A 16,516-nucleotide genomic window follows, 5' to 3' on the forward strand; every position below is an offset into this window, starting at 1 on the left:
CAACAACGGGAAGCCCAAGCTCAGGCGGAAAGGGAAAGGCAACAACGGGAAGCCGAGGCTCAAGCGGAAAGGGAAAGGCAACAACTGTCAACGGAAAATAATGGCACAGAATAAAAATTTGCTCCCCCCTCTTAATAAGCAGGGAATTTAATTAAATATTTTTAGAACATCATTTATAACTATTAATTACTCAGATAAAATAATGAATAAAATCACCAAAAAAACTTTAATAATTAATCTTTTTAGTGCCACTATTGTTAATAGTTTATTTTTCATTACTCCCGTTTTAGCTAATACTATTAATCTTCCTGATGGTAGTCGCTGTGAGGGGCAATTAAGAAATGGTAATCTCCATGGGCAGGGGAAATGTACTTTTAGTAATGGTGATAGCTACGAGGGGAATTTTGTTGATGGTAAAAAACAGGGGCAGGGTATATATATTTTTGCTAATGGCGATCGCTACGAGGGCGAATTTACTAATGATCAAATTGAGGGCAAAGGTAAAAGAATTTATGCCGATGGGGATATATATGAAGGGGAGTTTAAACAAGGGCAACCCCACGGGCAAGGAGTTTATACTTCCCCCGATGGCAGTCGTTTTGAAGGCACTTTTGCAAATGGTGAACCCCAAGGGGAGGGTAAATTTATCTTTAGTAATGGAGATAGTTGTTCGGGTACTGTCAAAGATGGTCAAATTCAAGGGGAGGGTATCTGTGATTTTGCTAATGGCGATCGCTACCAGGGACAACTTCTTGAGAATCAACCCCATGGAGAAGGATTTTATATCTTTGCGGATGGGGGCAGTTATCGAGGTACTTTTACCCAAGGTAGATTAACAGGTAACGGTGAAAGAAGATTTCCTAGTGATGACACCTACCAAGGAGAAATGAGGGATGGCATTCCCCACGGACGAGGAAAACTAACTTTTTCTGATGGTGGTGTTTATGAAGGCAACTTTGACAATGGCAAACAATCGGGCAATGGCTCTTATACTTTTCCCAATGGTAATCGCTATGAAGGACAATTTGTAGATGGAAAATTTCAAGGGCAAGGAATATTTACTTTTGCCAACGGTGATGTCTGTCAAGGGGAATTTAGCAACAATCAACTCCATGGGCAGGTGAGTTGTACTTACACCAATGGTGACACTTATAATGGACAGTTTGCCAACGGCAAGAAAAATGGCACGGGAATCTATACCTTTAGTGATGGTACGGTGATTGACGGTAACTGGCGTGATGATCAACCAATTTAGATGTTAGGGTAGCAATTCGATAATATTAATTTTGTGGCAAGGGGTTTTAACCCCTTGTGGAGTGAGGGAAAATAAATTGTCTCTGAACAAATTGATACCATAGAATTATCGTCATTATAAAAAACCAATTCTATGAAAATTTTAGTTGCAGGTGCCACGGGGCAAACGGGCAGAAGAATAGTAAAAGAGTTAGTCGAAAAAGGGATGGATGTTCGTGCTTTAGTGAGGGATGAAGCTAAAGCCAAGGAAATCTTAGCTCCTTCAGTGGAAGTAGTGGTGGGGGATGTTTTAAAACCTGCTACCTTAGATACTGCCATGGAGGGTTGTGATGTGGTGATTTGTGCCACGGGGGCTACTCCTAGTTGGGATATTACTGCATTTTATAAGGTTGACCTTGAAGGTACTAAAAATCTCATTAATTGTGCAAAACAAGCTCATATAGATAAATTTATTTTCGTTACTTCCCTATGTGTGTCGAAGTTTTTCCATCCTCTCAATCTATTTGGCTTGGTATTGTTTTGGAAAAAACAGGCAGAAAAGTATTTAGTGAATAGTGGCTTAAACTATACTATCGTACGCCCGGGGGGTTTAAAAAATGAAGATAATTTATATCCCTTGGTGGTAAAGGGGGCGGATATGCTTGAAGAAGGCTCTATTCCCCGTCAAAAGGTGGCGCAAGTGTGTGTGGAGGTGATTTCTCGCCCGGAAACCGATGGCAAAATTTTGGAAATTGTGGCGGATAAAAATGCTCCTAGCCAAGATTGGGATCAATTGTTGGCGGTTTAGTGGCTTTTAGTTTAGCTTTTAATTCCCATTTAATGCGATTTAAGATGGAGGTTTCGTCGAGGGAATTGATAATATTTTCTACCACTGCCAAGGGGCCATTTTCTCCCCATGATGCACCGTTGGCAAGATAAACTTTGCTCACTTGTCCGATGGCGTAGGTGGAAACCCCCGCTACCCCCGCTTGGGTAATGGCTACGGAGAGATAGGGGGCAAGGCTTAATCCTCCTGTGATGGGGGTAGTTAAGCCCAATACTCCTTTGAGGGAACTTAGACCAAATGTAACTAAGATGTCACTGGCGGTAATACCTCCCATGCTGAAGGCTATTTTTTTTAGTAGTCCTAATGCTCCTTTTTGGGTCATGGGGATGTTATAAAGGTGGGAAAGGCTTAAAATCATTGCCACATCAATGATCGCCCCTGTGAACAAATCTAGGGCGGTTACGGGGTTAAGGGCGATCGCACTGGCTTTGGTCATTACGGCTTTTTGGATTATTTTTTCGGCGTTATCATCCCTTACATCTAGCTTTCTTTGCACCAATCGTTCATTAATATTACCTGTAAATAACATGGTATTAAGCGCCACAAGGGATTTTCCCTCCCGATGGAGAATTTCAAGGATTTTTAGTTGTAAGTCCTCAATGTTAGGCTCTCCCCGACGACGGCTAACTTTTAACCGATTATCTCCATCCCTCACCGCTTCAGAAATTAGGGGGGATGCAGCCACCATCACAATCTCATCGGGGGATAGTAACTCTTTTACCCTTTTATCCCTAATTGTCTCATAGATTTCGGTGCGATCGGCATCAGGATATTGATCAATTTTATTAAATACCAAAATCATCGGTTTACCCACCTCCCGCAACTGCGAAAGGGCTTGATATTCCACCCTCGTAATATCTCCCGACACCACAAACAAAATTAAATCCACCTGACTAGCCAAATCATGGGCTAACGCCTCCCTCGTTTCCCCATCAATCTCATCAATGCCGGGGGTATCAATCAATTGAATTTGAGCTTTTGCCGTGGAGTTAATCAACCGTTGCACATTGCCCAATCCATTACCAATACTTTCTTTATTTAATTGCCAATTAGTTTGACTTATATCTTGGGTAACTCCATGTAGAGGCCCGGTGATAAATATTTCTTGTCCTACCAAAGCATTTAAAACACTAGATTTTCCCCTGCCCACCATGCCAAAGGCGGCAATTTGAATGACAGAATTTTCTAATCTTTCTAACATCGCTGTTAGTTGCTCAATGTCAGTTTCTAGTCCTGTTTTTTCTTCTTGTTTAAGGTCAAGATTATCTAGTAAATTTTGTAATGATTGTTGTGCTTGTTTATAGTTAATTTCTCCTTGTAAATTAGCAAAGTCAAGGATAGTATTTTGCCATTCATCTTCATTCCATTGATTAAATTCTTCTTCTGCCATAATTATTTTTTCTGACGATTGTGTAAGTTAAAGTGTTGTTTTTTGGTAATAGGATATTTTCTTTTTATTACTATAGTTATTCCTAATTCTTTTGAAAACTTTATTTTATAAATATTTTGAATTTTGATAGCATTTTATTGTAATTTTAATTAACTGTAGCAGGCCTAAATTATTTATAAGATTTTTAAATTGAGTTCCCCCCCCTTATTAAGGGGGGCTAGGGGGGATCATATTATTTAACTTACTTTTACTTTTGCTTTAAAACTACTTTTTAATAACTTAAATTGAGCCTGTAAATAGTCCAAATTATACTCCTGTTTTCCATAATACCAAGCAACAAAATTATCGGAAATTAGATCAATAATTTCTAACTGTTCAACAGGTAAAAACTCCCGTAACCTTTGAGCATATTCCTTCGGAGTTTGGGCTTTATGTTTGGGATAACCTTTTTGTCCTAGGAAATCAATCATTTCTCGATATAACTTCTCCATGGGATCTAATTTTGCCAAACGGAGACGATACAATTGTTTTTGCAATATGTTAAAGCCAATCCAACCAATAAAGCCGAGGAATATTAACACCATTGAGCCTACTAAAATACCTGTAAAACTACCCGTGAAAAATGCCCAGAGACGAGCCAACCATGGGGCAGAAAGGAAGGCGGAAATGCCATCAATAATATTAGTGAAAAGGATGGTAATAAAATCGACAATGGGAGAAGGCAACCAACTGGCAACCCAATCCCACAGTTGCCCCAACACTCCAAAGGTATTGTCATCATCCACGGAGGGGGGGATAATTTCGTTACCCGGAAGGGGATCAAAATAAAACCAGCCATAATTGGGAAAATAGACTTCAGTAAGGGCGTAGGCATCAGTATTACGCACTACATAATATCCTGTGAAGGGGTTGAAGTTACCCGAGGAAAAACCCACTACTAAACGGGCTGGAATATTGAGCGATCGCAACATAAGAGTATATACAGTGGCGAAATGATCAGGATAACCGCCCTGATGTTGTTCTAAAAAGGCTTGGGCTAAATCTTCTCCTTCCTCTAGGGGGGGAATATCAGGATTAATGCGATAGTTTTGTTTAATAGCCTGAGCAAGATATAAGGCTCTTGCGTAGTTAGAAGTTAATTCATTGGGGGAAGTTGCCAACAACTCCTCAGCTTTTTCCCTGACTAAATCTTGGATATTTTCAGGTAAATCCAAATAATAATTAGCAATGGATTCGGGATAATCGCTTCCTGCTTGGGATAACTGGGTTTGATTTCTTTTACGCACCTGGGATACTGCTGTATAGGTTAAACCCTCTAACAGTCCTGTGGGCGATCGCAAACTACCCTCCGTATCCACCGCCACTTGCTCCGTGGGAAAATAGAGCCTTTGAGGAGAAGAAAGCAGAGGAATAATATTAGGTAAACTAGAAACCACCGTAAAAGTTTGAATTACCCTCTCCGTCTCCCCTAACACATTAGGCAAAGAAAAATTAAACTGAAAATTCCAACGGTTACGATCAATATCCATGGTTTGGTCATCCCTAGAAATGTCCCATCCCTGCCCCGTGTATTGATCAAAAGCCAACGCTCTCCAAAAACCGGGGGATTGCGATCGCACCCTTAAAACCACCTTCGGATTAGTAATACTACCCCGTAAATTTTGGTCAATGGTAGTATTGAAACCATAGTAAAAAGTGTCATCTACTTGCCCACTACCTGAACTACTACCCTCCCCAGATAGTCCACCACCCCCAGCACCACTGCCATCAGGGTTATAACCCGGGCTAACAATCCCCCGATCAGCCTGAGAAAAATCAAGGTCTTCTAGCCCTTCAGGGGCGCTCACAGGGAAGGTTTGTAACTGATACCCCGGATAGCGAGGCATAATGGCAAAAATTACTAACCCAATAACAAGGGTAACCGTTAAAAAGGAACTAATTTTTTTAGGAGATAACGGAGAATTTTTTAGCCATTGTTTATTTTTCTCCGACTGTTTTTGATTCTTACTACCACGATTCGCCCTATACTCACTCTCATAGGTAGCTAACCCCATACGAGAACGATAATCTAAAATCATGGTTGGAATGGCCACCATCAAAAATAACAACAACCAAGGGGCAAAACCCACCGTCTGGGAAAGAGTACCCGCCACCCCAATCAAAATAAAACCAATCACCATAGAATATCCCAAATCCTTACGGCGAGGTAAATCAAAACTATGTAAAACCTGTAACTGCACCAAAAACTCCGCCAAAACCAGACGATTATCAAACAAACTGCGTATCAGATTTCCCAAAAAGAAAAACAGGGTGGCAACCATCGCAATGGCAAGAATAAATTTTAAAGTAACGTTTTTTTCCTTACGCCGATGCCAACTCACCACCCCACCCACAATACTAAGAGGAATTGCCCAAACACTCATGGGAAATTGACTCACTGCCGCCACATCCGTAGCCACAATACCCACAATTACCATTAACTGTACCAACACCCGAAATAAAATAGACTCTTCCGTTTTCAAAGGGGGTAAAGATTCTATTTGTTGGATAATCTTTTCAATCGTGGGGAAACGCTTTAGTTGTTTAATCATTGACTATTCATCGGCTTTAGCAATCAATTTATTGTAACAATTATCAAGGGTGCATCATGGCGAATAGTCTTTTATGTCACACAAAATCTTGACTAATCAAGGGGAGGAATAGGGAATAGGCAATGGGCAATGGTAATAATAGTTTTAATATTGTAAATGTCATTAATTTTCACCATTAGCTGTAATGAGTCAATATCAAATTGTTAAAACTCCCCTCAAAGTAGGCATTGTCGGCACAGGATACGCCGCCGCTAGAAGGGCAGAAGCCTTTAACGAATCAACCCATACTGAGTTAGTGGCCGTCAGTGGTAACACTCCTGAAAAAACCGCTACCTTTGCCCAAACCCATCACCTCAAAATGGTATCCTCTTGGCAGGATTTGATCATAGATAAAGAAATCGATTTAATTTGTGTATCCAATGTAAATTATCTCCATGGGCAAATTATCAAAGAAGCCCTCCTGGCAGATAAACATATTATCGTAGAGTATCCCCTCACCATCAACAGTAATGAAGCCCCAGAGTTGTTAAACTTAGCCAAGGCAAAAAGAAAACTACTCCATATCGAACATATTGAACTTTTGGGGGGAGTACATCAAGCCATTAAACAATATATCTCCAAAATAGGTAATCCTTTCCTTGCTAGTTACGAAACCATTTTATCTAAACCCAAGGTAGGTACCCATTGGACTTATAATTACCATGATTATGGTTTTCCCCTGATGGCTGCCCTTTCTCGTATCAATCGCTTTACAGATTTATTTGGAGAGGTGGAAACTGTTAGTTGTAATGCTCGTTTTTGGGATGCCCCTGAGAGTGGTTATTTTTCTTCTTGTTGGTGTCAGGCACAGTTAATGTTTAAAAATCAGATGGGGGTAAATGTTACCTATGGTAAGGGGGATAAGTTTGCCCGTAGTGGTAGGGTTTTGACTATTCACGGTGATGAGGGGGTTTTGGTGTTTGAGGGGGAAAAGGGTAAGTTAATTCAGGGGGATAATATTACTGAGTTGGAGGTGGGCAGTCGTCGGGGTTTATTTGCCCAGGATACGGAGTTGGTTTTAGAACATTTATTGAATGATGCCCCCATATATACGACGAATCGGGATAGTATTTATACTTTGATGGTGGCAAATGCTGCCCTTGAGTCTTATAAAACAAAACAAACCCTATTAATTAGTCATTAATTCTCAATAGAATTGTTTATCTTGCCAAAGTTTGAGATAATCTTGGTTAAACTTTAGTAATCCATGGCTGGTAAATGAGCGCAATTATTTCTCCTGATGTTAGTCTTGAACAGTTAAAATCTACTACTTCTCCTGTTAGGTTGGGGGTGATGGCTTCGGGGAGTGGTAGTAATTTCGAGGCGATCGCCCATGGTATCATTAATGGAGAATTGAATGCTAAAGTTGAGGTTTTAATTTACAATAACCCCAAGGCTAAGGTAAAGGAAAAAGCTGAAAAACTAGGTATCAAAGCGGTATTACTCAACCATCGAGATTTTAAAAGCCGTGAAGAATTAGATCAAGCTATTGTGGAAGTATTCAAAAATCATGGGGTGGAGTGGGTAGTGATGGCAGGATGGATGCGCATTATTACTAATGTATTGTTAGAGGCTTTTCCCCGCAAAGTGATTAATATTCACCCTAGCCTATTACCTAGTTTTAAAGGTATCAATGCTGTGGAACAAGCGCTACAAGCAGGGGTTAAAATAACAGGGTGTACCGTCCATTTGGTGGATTTAGCCGTAGATAGTGGTCCTGTTTTAATTCAGTCCGCCGTGCCTATTTTGGAGGATGACACCCCCGAAACCCTACATCAACGGATTCAAGTCCAAGAACATCTTATCATGGTAAGGGCGATCGCCCTTTTACCCCACCTTGAAAATTAGTAAACCACCATGCAAGAAACAAGATTAAATACTTTACTAACAAGCCTAGGTAATCAAATTGTTAGTTTTTTTAGTAACCCATGGCGCCGACTCTCCCTAAACGTCATAGCTTTTTTACTTGGCTACTTTTTGACGGTTAATCTCGCTGCTATCATGGGACAAGCGGGGGGATGGGATGTTACCTATGCCTTCTTCTTCCTTTTATTTACCGAAGGCTCAAATATCATCATTTACAAAAATCGTAACCCCAACAAACCCCTCTGGCGTACCACCCTTAATGCTTTTAAAATTGGGTGTGCTTATTCCCTATACCTCGAAGGACTCAAATTGGCATCTTAATTTCAAGAAGATTGAGTATCATTAAGATAATAATAGTTAACTAAGTAGTTAATTTTTTGTTGATCACCTAACCTTTTCCCTGTTTCTAAAAACCTTCTCGCCATTAAAAATCAATCCCTACGGCGGTTATGACTTCTAAAGGCTCATCTGACCATAAAAAATCATTGCGATTTCCCCTACGCTGGGTTTTAATAGTTCCTTTTGTAGTGCCAATAGTTACCACCGTAGCCATAGTGGGTTATTTATCCCATCGCACAGGGCAAGAGACTATCGAGAATTTAGCCGATAGATTGTTGAACGAAACGAGCGATCGCACCTTAGAATATTTAGATAACTACCTAGGAAAAGCAGAACAGATAAATCAAATCAATGCCAACGCCTTTCGCTCAGGAGTAATAGACATTGAAAACGATGGAGACAAACTATATAAATACTTCTACTCCAAAATAAGGCAATTTAACCTAGGCTATCTAAACTTTACCGACTTAGAAGGTAACTACATTGGTATCGGCTATGGCTACCACCAAAAAACTAACGTAGAAGTAGCAATTATTGATAGTAACAACCGCAACCAAAAAACATACTACCACATCGACCATCGGGGAAACATCATCGGTGTATCCACCACAGAAGAAAACCCCGCACCCATCCCACTCCCTAACTCCGCAAGTCCAACCTCACAAACCCCTCGATGGAGTCCTATTTATGAATGGAATACTGACAACGCCTTTCCCCCCATCCTTGGTATTTCCCACATTACCCCAGTTTATGACGCACAAAACAATTTTGTTGGCACCCTCTCCATCGACTTACAACTAGAGCAAATTAATCAATTTTTTCAACAACTGAATTTTGAAGAAGGTAGTATTAACTTTGTGGTGGATACCGAAGGATTAATGATTGGTAGTTGTCGGCAAAACTTTTTAGGCGGTGTCGTAAATAACCAGAGCGAAAGAATCCCTGCTTTACATTGTAATAATCCCATGGTAGCCCAAGTTATAGAAATCCTTACCAATGAATTTGAGGGTTTAGATAACATTGTCAGCGAACAGATTCTCAAATCTGACGACATCAACGATACCGTTTATATCAAAGTAAACCCCTACAGAAAAAATAGAGAAGGCATCGATTGGCTAGTCATTAATATTATCCCTGAGTCTCTATTCATGAATGACATTAGGAATAACATTAACACTACCCTGTTTTTCACAGCTTTTAGTCTTGTTTTATCCGCTTCCATTGGTTGGTTAGTAGCAAAAAAAATAGCCAAACCCATTCATCAACTAAGCACATCAACCATGAAAATGGCACAGGGCAACTGGCAAGGGCAAACTATTCATTATCAACCCAACCACATAAAAGAGCTTGATATTTTATATTCCTACTTCGTAGATATGGCAAACCAGTTACAAACGTCTTTTGCTCAACAAGAAAAAGCCCTCAGTGAATATCAGGAAATGTATGAACAGGTAGTTCAAACTCAAACGGACTTTGTGGTACGTTCAAAACCTGATGGCACAATCACTTTTGTGAATGTTGCTTTGTGTGAAGCCATTGGATCTACACTGGAGGAGATAGAGGGGAAATCGTGGGGAGATTTTGTAGATTCTGACTATTTAGCTAAACACTATGACCAGCTTAATAGTTTAACTCCCAATCACCCTAATTTTATCATTGAAAGACGTAATAGTAAGAAAAAGGGAGGCTACGTTTGGACACAATGGATTAATCAAGGTATTTTTGATGACCAAGGAAACTTACTAGAAATTCAGTCGGTAGGTAGGGATATTACCGAGTTAAAGCAAAAGGAATTAGAGCTACAGGCTTCGCAAAAAAGACTAGAATCAATTTTAATGAATGCCCCTTTTGAAATGTGTGTCAATGATTTGGATGGGCGCATCTTGATTGTTAATGAACCTTTTTGCCAAACCTTTGGTAAAACTTGTGAGCAAATTGTGGGGAAATGTTATGAAGATATTTTTACAGAAGCAGAAGTTAAGATGATCCGTGAGTGCGATCGCATCGTGTATGAAACAGGAAAACCCATGGTGTTTGAACACGAATTTATAGTAAACAATGAAATAAAAACTCTCCTAGTGACTAACTTTTTAATTCCCAACGAAGAAGGAGTGTACAATCAAACCTGTGGTATGTCCCTAGATATAACCGACCGCAAACAAGCACAAAAAGCCCTAGAAGAAAGCAATACTCGATTTCGTCGCCTTACCCAAAATGTTCCGGGTATCGTATATCAATACATCGTTGATAGCCAAGGAAATGACTACTTTTCCTACATTAGTCCTAAATCTGAGGAAATTTATCATCTCAAACCAGAAGAAATCATTAATGATAGTAGTGCTTTGTGGCAAAAAGTTCATCCCGATGATTTATCTTCCCTGATGGCGGCCGTGAATACCTCTGCACACACCCTTAAATCATTCAATTCCGAGCATCGTATAATTTTATCAAATCATGTCATAAAATGGGTTGAAGCCACCGCCACCCCCGAAAAAATGCCTAATGGTGACATAATCTGGGATGGTTTGATTAGGGATATAAGTGAACAAAAAATAGCCGAGCAAAAATTACAAGAAAGTGAGCGTCGATTCCGTCGTTTGAGCGAAAATGTACCGGGGATAATTTATCAATATTTACTGACTTCCGATGGGAGAGATAAATTTGTTTATGTGAGTCCAAAGTGTGAGAAGGTGTGTGGTATTTTGCCAGAAAAGTTATTACAGTCTAGTCTTTTCCTTTGGGAAAAAGTTCTTCCTGATGATATTATTTCTATTCAAAAAAAGATTACCCAATCAGCAAAATTTCTAACTCCTTTTTATGCAGAGTTTCGTATAAAACAAGATAATGAAAACGAAGAATATAGATGGTTTGAATCCTGTTCTGTTCCTGAAAAACAACCCAATGGAGATGTATTATGGGAAGGTTTTTTGATTGATATTCATGCTCGAAAAAAAGCAGAAATTACTATTACGAATGCTAAGGAAAAGGCAGAGAAAGCCACTAGGGCAAAAAGTGAATTTTTAGCGAATATGAGCCATGAAATTCGCACTCCTATGAATGGAGTGATTGGTATGATTAAGTTATTGGAAGATACTCCCCTATCGGAGCAACAGTTGGATTTTGTGCAAACTATTCGTGATAGTGGGGTAACTTTACTGACTATTATTAATGATATTCTTGATTTTTCTAAAATTGAATCGGGTAATTTTCACTTAGATAAGCAAGTTTTAAATTTGCCTAGTATCATCAAGTCAGTGATTAAATTATTTGAGCAACAGGTTAAGGAAAAAGCCATTGATTTGGTTTATCACATCGATGAAAATTTACCTAATTTTATTTATGGTGATGCTTCCCGTTTACGACAAATTTTGCTCAACTTAGTCGGCAATGGGGTTAAATTTACCAATAAAGGACAGGTTTCTTTATCCATTACCAGTCAAAAAGTTACCGACGATCATCAGGAAATCTTGGTTACTATTAAGGATACAGGCATTGGTATTAAGGGCGATCGCATTTATTCCCTATTCCAACCCTTCACCCAAGCTGACAACTCCATTAGTCGCCGTTACGGAGGCACAGGATTAGGATTAACCATTAGTAAAAGCCTTGTGGAATTAATGGGAGGTACTATCTGGGCGCAAAGCAATGGAAAAATAGGTGGTAAACCCCCTTCCCCATGGCAACCTCAGCCCCTGAGAGATGAATTTCAAGGCGCCACTTTCTACTTTACTATCTTTGCAGAAATTCCTCCCCCTCAACCGACTCCCCCTCATCCAGAAAATAGGGATAATAATCATCTACCCTCTTCCCAATCCACCTCTAATCTAAAAATTTTGTTAGCCGAAGACAACCTAGTTAATCAAAAGGTAGCCCTCCTAACCCTCAAAAAAATTGGTTATCAAGCTGATATTGCCAAAAATGGAGTAGAAGTTTTAGAAAAAATAGAACATACCCTCTATGATGTTATCCTCATGGATGTCCAGATGCCCGAAATGGATGGATTAACTGCCACCAGAATGATAAGGAGTCGTAACAACTATCCTCAACCCCATATCATCGCCCTCACTGCCAATGCCCTCGAAGGTGATAGTCAAATCTGTCTCAATGCAGGAATGAATGATTATCTTTCCAAACCTCTACGCATGGATGCCCTTCAAAAAGCTCTTTTGAAACTAAACAACCCTAATTTACTCTGATACAGTAACCGAATTATCCATTGTTTTTAAACTGTTTTTCCACCGCTTTGAGTAATAATTCCCTGGGTAAAAAACGAGGTAAATTAACAATAATTTGGTTGACGAATCCCCCTGTAACACTATTGGATTTCCTCTGATTAAGGTCATCTAAAGCGTCTTTAACCACATCTTCTGCTTTGGCTAAGGACATATTTTCAGTGTTTTGATTAAGTTCAAATTCTGCGACCTTCCCAAAATTCGATTCGGTGGGACCTGGGCAAAGGGCTAATACATTTATACCAAAATTTTTGTTTTCTGCCCATAATGCTTCGGAAAATGACAATACAAAGGCTTTGGAGGCGGCATAAACTGATAAGTAGGGTAAGGGTTGATAACCTGCAATGGAACCTACATTGATAATATCTCCCTGTTTTCTCTCTTTCATATCCTGTAAAAATAGGTGAGTGAGGGCAACGAGGGCGCTAATATTTAATTGAATCATGGTTAATTGTTTTTCTAAGGGGCGATCACAAAATAAGCCATAATCCCCGAAACCAGCGTTATTAACTAATAAATCAATGGGAATATTTTCTTGTTTTAATTGTTGATAAATATCTTGACAAGCATTGGCTAAAGTTAAATCTTGGGTGATAACTTTTACGTTTATTTGATGTTGGCTTTCTAGCTCTTTTTTTATCTCATTTAATGCTTCTGTAGTTCTCGCAATAATAATTAAATTGTAGTTTCTTTTGGCTAGTTCCTCAGCAAATGCCTTGCCAATTCCTGATGATGCTCCCGTAATTAATGCAGTTTTATTACTCATAATTGATTGATGAAATGATTTAAAAATATATAGCAATTATCATGGTTACGGAGTACAAAATGATCCCCCTAAATCCCCCTTAATAAGGGGGACTTGAGAATAATAAATGTATCTCATAATTATGAAAAACGCTATATAACAATTACTATGCCCATGACATACAAGATAATTCCCCTTAATGAAGGGAAATCTGATAACCATGGAAAATGCTATGGTGTTTTTTCAGCATAACAAATAAATCATCTTATCGGCTTTATTTTTATACTATTTTATCCTGATAATACAACAATATTTTTGTCTTTAATAATCTAATGCTAGTTGACAATCCAGAGTAATTTGTTCTTTTAGTTCATCAAGGGAATTAAATTTTTTCTCTGGGCGCAAAAACTTCACTAATTCCACATCCAAAACTTTATTATATAAATCTCCTTCCCAGTTTAATATATGAACTTCTACGGTGGTTTTTGTTCCATCCACTGTGGGGCGATCGCCTATATTCATAACTCCTAATAATTGGTTATGATAAATATTATTCTGGTTCACTATAACTTTGTAAACACCTTTTTTGGGCAAAAATTTTTGTTTATCTATATCTAAATTTGCCGTAGGAAAACCAATTTTTCTTCCTAATTGTTGCCCTTTTACTACTTTTCCTATTAAATTATATTCTCTGCCCAACATTCCTTGTGCCAAAGATAAATTTCCTTCCCCTAAAGCCTTTCTAATATCAGAGCTACTAATCCTTGTGAAACTATCATTAACATCAATTTTTTCCTCGGGAGTAATATTCACATAAATATGACTTTCTGCGGTCAATTCTTGTAACTTTTGGGCGTTTCCTTGTCGTTGATAACCAAAGCGAAAATCTGAGCCGATACTAATATATTTTGCGTCTATTTTATCTACCAATATATCCTTCACAAATGCCCTAGCGGAAAGGGTTGCTAATTCCCGATCAAATGGTAATAATATTAATTGTTTTACTCCCATTTTTTCCAATAATTTTGCCTTCTCTGGAATAGGAGTTAAAAGTTGTTTTTTCTTCCCTGTAAAATATTCTTGGGGATGGGGGGTAAAGGTGACAAGGGTAGGACAAATATCAGGATTATCTATCTCAAATATAGAGTTTATTACCCTTTGGTGTCCTCGATGAAGTCCATCAAAGTTGCCAAGGGCGATCGCATTTGGGGTAATAATATTATCTAGGCAGGAAGTTACAAGAATTGTCACTGAAAACAGGGGTGAATAATTGATAATGGAGAATGAATAATTGATAATTAACTGTGGGAGTTAATGGTCAACTGGAAAATCTTAGGTGTTGCTTATTTTGGGTATGCAACATCATTAAACTACAGCAAATATATAATACTAGAACTATTATTGCTATTGCCTATTGCCGAACTAAACTAAAAATCATAGCCTAATTCACCAACGTCAAATCTTAATATGTCTTAATTTTCTGTGGATAACGGTTCAATGTCAATTTGTTACCGATACCCCATCAATCACCATAGAAGGAGTATAACAAGAACCCGTCCAGATATTATCATTACCCAAATCCTTGACGCGTCCTAAAAGCTCATATACATTCCCTGAAATCATGGTATCTTTTACCCTACCAATCACCTCTCCTTTTTCAATCAAATAACCTAAATCCACATTGAGAGAAAAATCTCCCGATACATCCGCATCATTGCCCAAAAATTGATCAACCATTAAACCATAGTCCATGGCAGTGACTAACTCATCAAAGGATTTATTCCCACCATCCACCATAAAATTAACAAGGCTAGGGGTAGGGTAACTACCTAAACTGGGGCGAAATCCATTCCCTGTATTTTTTATGCCTAATTTATCAGCATTTTTCAGGTCACAATAAAAATTAGCCACTTTACCCCCATCAATCAACTTGTAATCCTGAGTAACGGTGCCTTCATCATCAAAGGGGGAGTCGTAGGGCTTGTGTTGAGGATTTTGAGAAATATTAAGGCAAGGGGAAATAACCTGTTTTCCATGGCAATCATGCCAAGGGGAGGATTTATCCACGATACGTTTACCATTAAGGGCATCACTCACGGTTTCCCAAAGACTTACCACGGCGTTAGGGGTAAATAATACGGGCAGAACACGAGGTTCTATCATTCCTTGATTTTTTGCCCATTCCAGCCGTTGCAGAATATTTTGGATTGTTTTATCCAAATTTAAGGTTTGGTGGCAATAAATTCCATCGTAGATACCTAAGAAGTCATCTTCCCTGACCCATTCCACCCCCACGGAAGCACTTAAGCTGGTATCGGTATATTGGCAATGTAAACCACGGGAATTAAGAATAGTGGTGGTTTCGGTTTCCCATTCTAAATCTATACTGCAAAGGATGGAGGGTTGTTTTTCTCGCAAAAGGGCGATCGCCCTGCGTCCTTCTTCTATTAAACTATTCCTATCCGCCCGAATATCTGAAGGGGCATAAATTAAATGGTTTTTTTCGCTAAGTAAAGGGGTTTCAGGGGCATTAAGGGCAGAAATAGCCAACGCCTTATCAATTAAATCATCCCCATTAAAATCCCCATAGGCCACCGCTAATCCAGGACTGCCATCACGCCATAACCTTAGGGCAATGCCCTCTCCCTGGGAACTTTCTATCTGTTTTAATCTATTTGCCTCAAAAGAAATGGGTAAAGAGTGCGATCGCACCTGATAGACCTCCACATCATCAACCCTACGCCCTTTCGCCAAATCTAATAACGCCTCTGCTTCCACCTTTTTCCTTACCTCCATAAACCCTTAACATTATCCATCATTAACAACCTTACAGCAATTTTAGTTCCCCCTAGGGTGAGCTTAAACCCCCTAAAAGTCCATTATCCAATTAATCAATTGACACTCCCACCACTAAGTTCCTTACGTCGCTATAGTGGGGGATTCTTGGTTCACGGACTCGCCGTTAGACGACAGGTTTACACCAATCGCCCAAGAGGGCAAATCTCCCCAAGCGTATGTTCCCGTATGCCCTACGGTACGCAATGCTTTTATTAGGATGTTTTTCGCCGCATTCCAATCTCTATCTGAGCTATATCCACAATGAGGACAAACATGAGTTCGAGTTGATAGGGATTTTTGCACCTTTTGACCACAATTAGAACAATCTTGGCTAGTATTATGGGGCGGTACGGCTACGGTTACTTTGCCATACTTATACCCCAAATACTCCAACCA

At 39.2% G+C, this 16,516-nt stretch carries 12 protein-coding genes; 6 read left to right on the forward strand and 6 right to left on the reverse strand.

What is annotated here, in order from left to right; all coding sequences use genetic code 11:
- Positions 1–202: 202 nt before the first annotated feature.
- Entirely contained in the window at positions 203–1,255 is a 1,053-nt protein-coding gene (locus ACXITR_RS13250; protein WP_457997695.1) for an MORN repeat-containing protein, read from the forward strand.
- 132 nt (positions 1,256–1,387) lie between these two features.
- Positions 1,388–2,041: an SDR family oxidoreductase gene (locus ACXITR_RS13255; protein WP_457997696.1), complete on the forward strand. Its 654-nt coding sequence runs from the start codon at positions 1,388–1,390 to the stop codon at positions 2,039–2,041.
- On the opposite strand, the gene ACXITR_RS13260 is transcribed toward ACXITR_RS13255, so the two are convergent.
- Positions 2,007–3,470, reverse strand: a complete 1,464-nt coding sequence (locus tag ACXITR_RS13260; protein ID WP_457997697.1) for a GTP-binding protein — start codon at positions 3,468–3,470, stop codon at positions 2,007–2,009. The two genes, ACXITR_RS13255 and ACXITR_RS13260, sit on opposite strands and share 35 nt — an antisense overlap.
- Before the next feature lie 236 nt (positions 3,471–3,706).
- Entirely contained in the window at positions 3,707–6,061 is a 2,355-nt protein-coding gene (locus ACXITR_RS13265; RefSeq protein WP_457997698.1) for a transglutaminase TgpA family protein, read from the reverse strand.
- Positions 6,062–6,245: 184 nt separating this feature from the next.
- Between ACXITR_RS13265 and ACXITR_RS13270 the strand changes: the two genes are divergently transcribed.
- The 4 genes from ACXITR_RS13270 (at position 6,246) to ACXITR_RS13285 (ending at position 12,501) form a co-directional block, all read left to right on the forward strand.
- Positions 6,246–7,244: a Gfo/Idh/MocA family protein gene (locus ACXITR_RS13270; protein ID WP_457997699.1), complete on the forward strand. Its 999-nt coding sequence runs from the start codon at positions 6,246–6,248 to the stop codon at positions 7,242–7,244.
- Between the two features lie 74 nt (positions 7,245–7,318).
- A complete protein-coding gene (gene purN / locus ACXITR_RS13275; protein WP_457997700.1) occupies positions 7,319–7,948 on the forward strand; it encodes a phosphoribosylglycinamide formyltransferase in 630 nt (209 codons plus the stop codon).
- Between the two features lie 9 nt (positions 7,949–7,957).
- Positions 7,958–8,287 (forward strand): DUF565 domain-containing protein, encoded by a 330-nt coding sequence (locus ACXITR_RS13280; RefSeq protein ID WP_457997701.1) that lies wholly within the window; start codon positions 7,958–7,960, stop codon positions 8,285–8,287.
- A gap of 128 nt (positions 8,288–8,415) precedes the next feature.
- Positions 8,416–12,501, forward strand: coding sequence for a PAS domain S-box protein (locus tag ACXITR_RS13285; RefSeq protein WP_457997702.1), 4,086 nt, complete (start codon positions 8,416–8,418; stop codon positions 12,499–12,501).
- Positions 12,502–12,514: 13 nt separating this feature from the next.
- On the opposite strand, the gene ACXITR_RS13290 is transcribed toward ACXITR_RS13285, so the two are convergent.
- From ACXITR_RS13290 to ACXITR_RS13305, 4 genes are all read right to left on the reverse strand, one after another.
- Positions 12,515–13,303, reverse strand: coding sequence for an SDR family NAD(P)-dependent oxidoreductase (locus tag ACXITR_RS13290; protein WP_457997703.1), 789 nt, complete (start codon positions 13,301–13,303; stop codon positions 12,515–12,517).
- Positions 13,304–13,603: 300 nt separating this feature from the next.
- Entirely contained in the window at positions 13,604–14,527 is a 924-nt protein-coding gene (locus ACXITR_RS13295; protein WP_457997706.1) for a bifunctional riboflavin kinase/FAD synthetase, read from the reverse strand.
- Positions 14,528–14,782: 255 nt separating this feature from the next.
- Positions 14,783–16,078 carry a TldD/PmbA family protein gene (locus ACXITR_RS13300; RefSeq protein WP_457997704.1) on the reverse strand — a complete coding sequence of 432 codons (1,296 nt, stop codon included), beginning with the start codon at positions 16,076–16,078 and terminating at the stop codon, positions 14,783–14,785.
- A 123-nt stretch (positions 16,079–16,201) separates the two neighbouring features.
- On the reverse strand, positions 16,202–16,516 hold a 315-nt coding region (locus ACXITR_RS13305), incomplete at its 5' end, for a zinc ribbon domain-containing protein (RefSeq protein WP_457997705.1).

The organism is Cyanobacterium sp. (assembly GCF_054166785.1).

Coding starts and splice junctions, on each gene's coding strand:
- ACXITR_RS13270 (WP_457997699.1), top strand. CDS start 6,246: ATGAGTCAATATCAAATTGTTAAAACTCCCCTCAAAGTAGGCATTGTC.
- purN (WP_457997700.1), top strand. CDS start 7,319: ATGAGCGCAATTATTTCTCCTGATGTTAGTCTTGAACAGTTAAAATCT.
- ACXITR_RS13265 (WP_457997698.1), bottom strand. CDS start 6,061: ATGATTAAACAACTAAAGCGTTTCCCCACGATTGAAAAGATTATCCAA.
- ACXITR_RS13250 (WP_457997695.1), top strand. CDS start 203: ATGAATAAAATCACCAAAAAAACTTTAATAATTAATCTTTTTAGTGCC.
- ACXITR_RS13300 (WP_457997704.1), bottom strand. CDS start 16,078: ATGGAGGTAAGGAAAAAGGTGGAAGCAGAGGCGTTATTAGATTTGGCG.
- ACXITR_RS13290 (WP_457997703.1), bottom strand. CDS start 13,303: ATGAGTAATAAAACTGCATTAATTACGGGAGCATCATCAGGAATTGGC.
- ACXITR_RS13260 (WP_457997697.1), bottom strand. CDS start 3,470: ATGGCAGAAGAAGAATTTAATCAATGGAATGAAGATGAATGGCAAAAT.
- ACXITR_RS13255 (WP_457997696.1), top strand. CDS start 1,388: ATGAAAATTTTAGTTGCAGGTGCCACGGGGCAAACGGGCAGAAGAATA.
- ACXITR_RS13280 (WP_457997701.1), top strand. CDS start 7,958: ATGCAAGAAACAAGATTAAATACTTTACTAACAAGCCTAGGTAATCAA.
- ACXITR_RS13285 (WP_457997702.1), top strand. CDS start 8,416: ATGACTTCTAAAGGCTCATCTGACCATAAAAAATCATTGCGATTTCCC.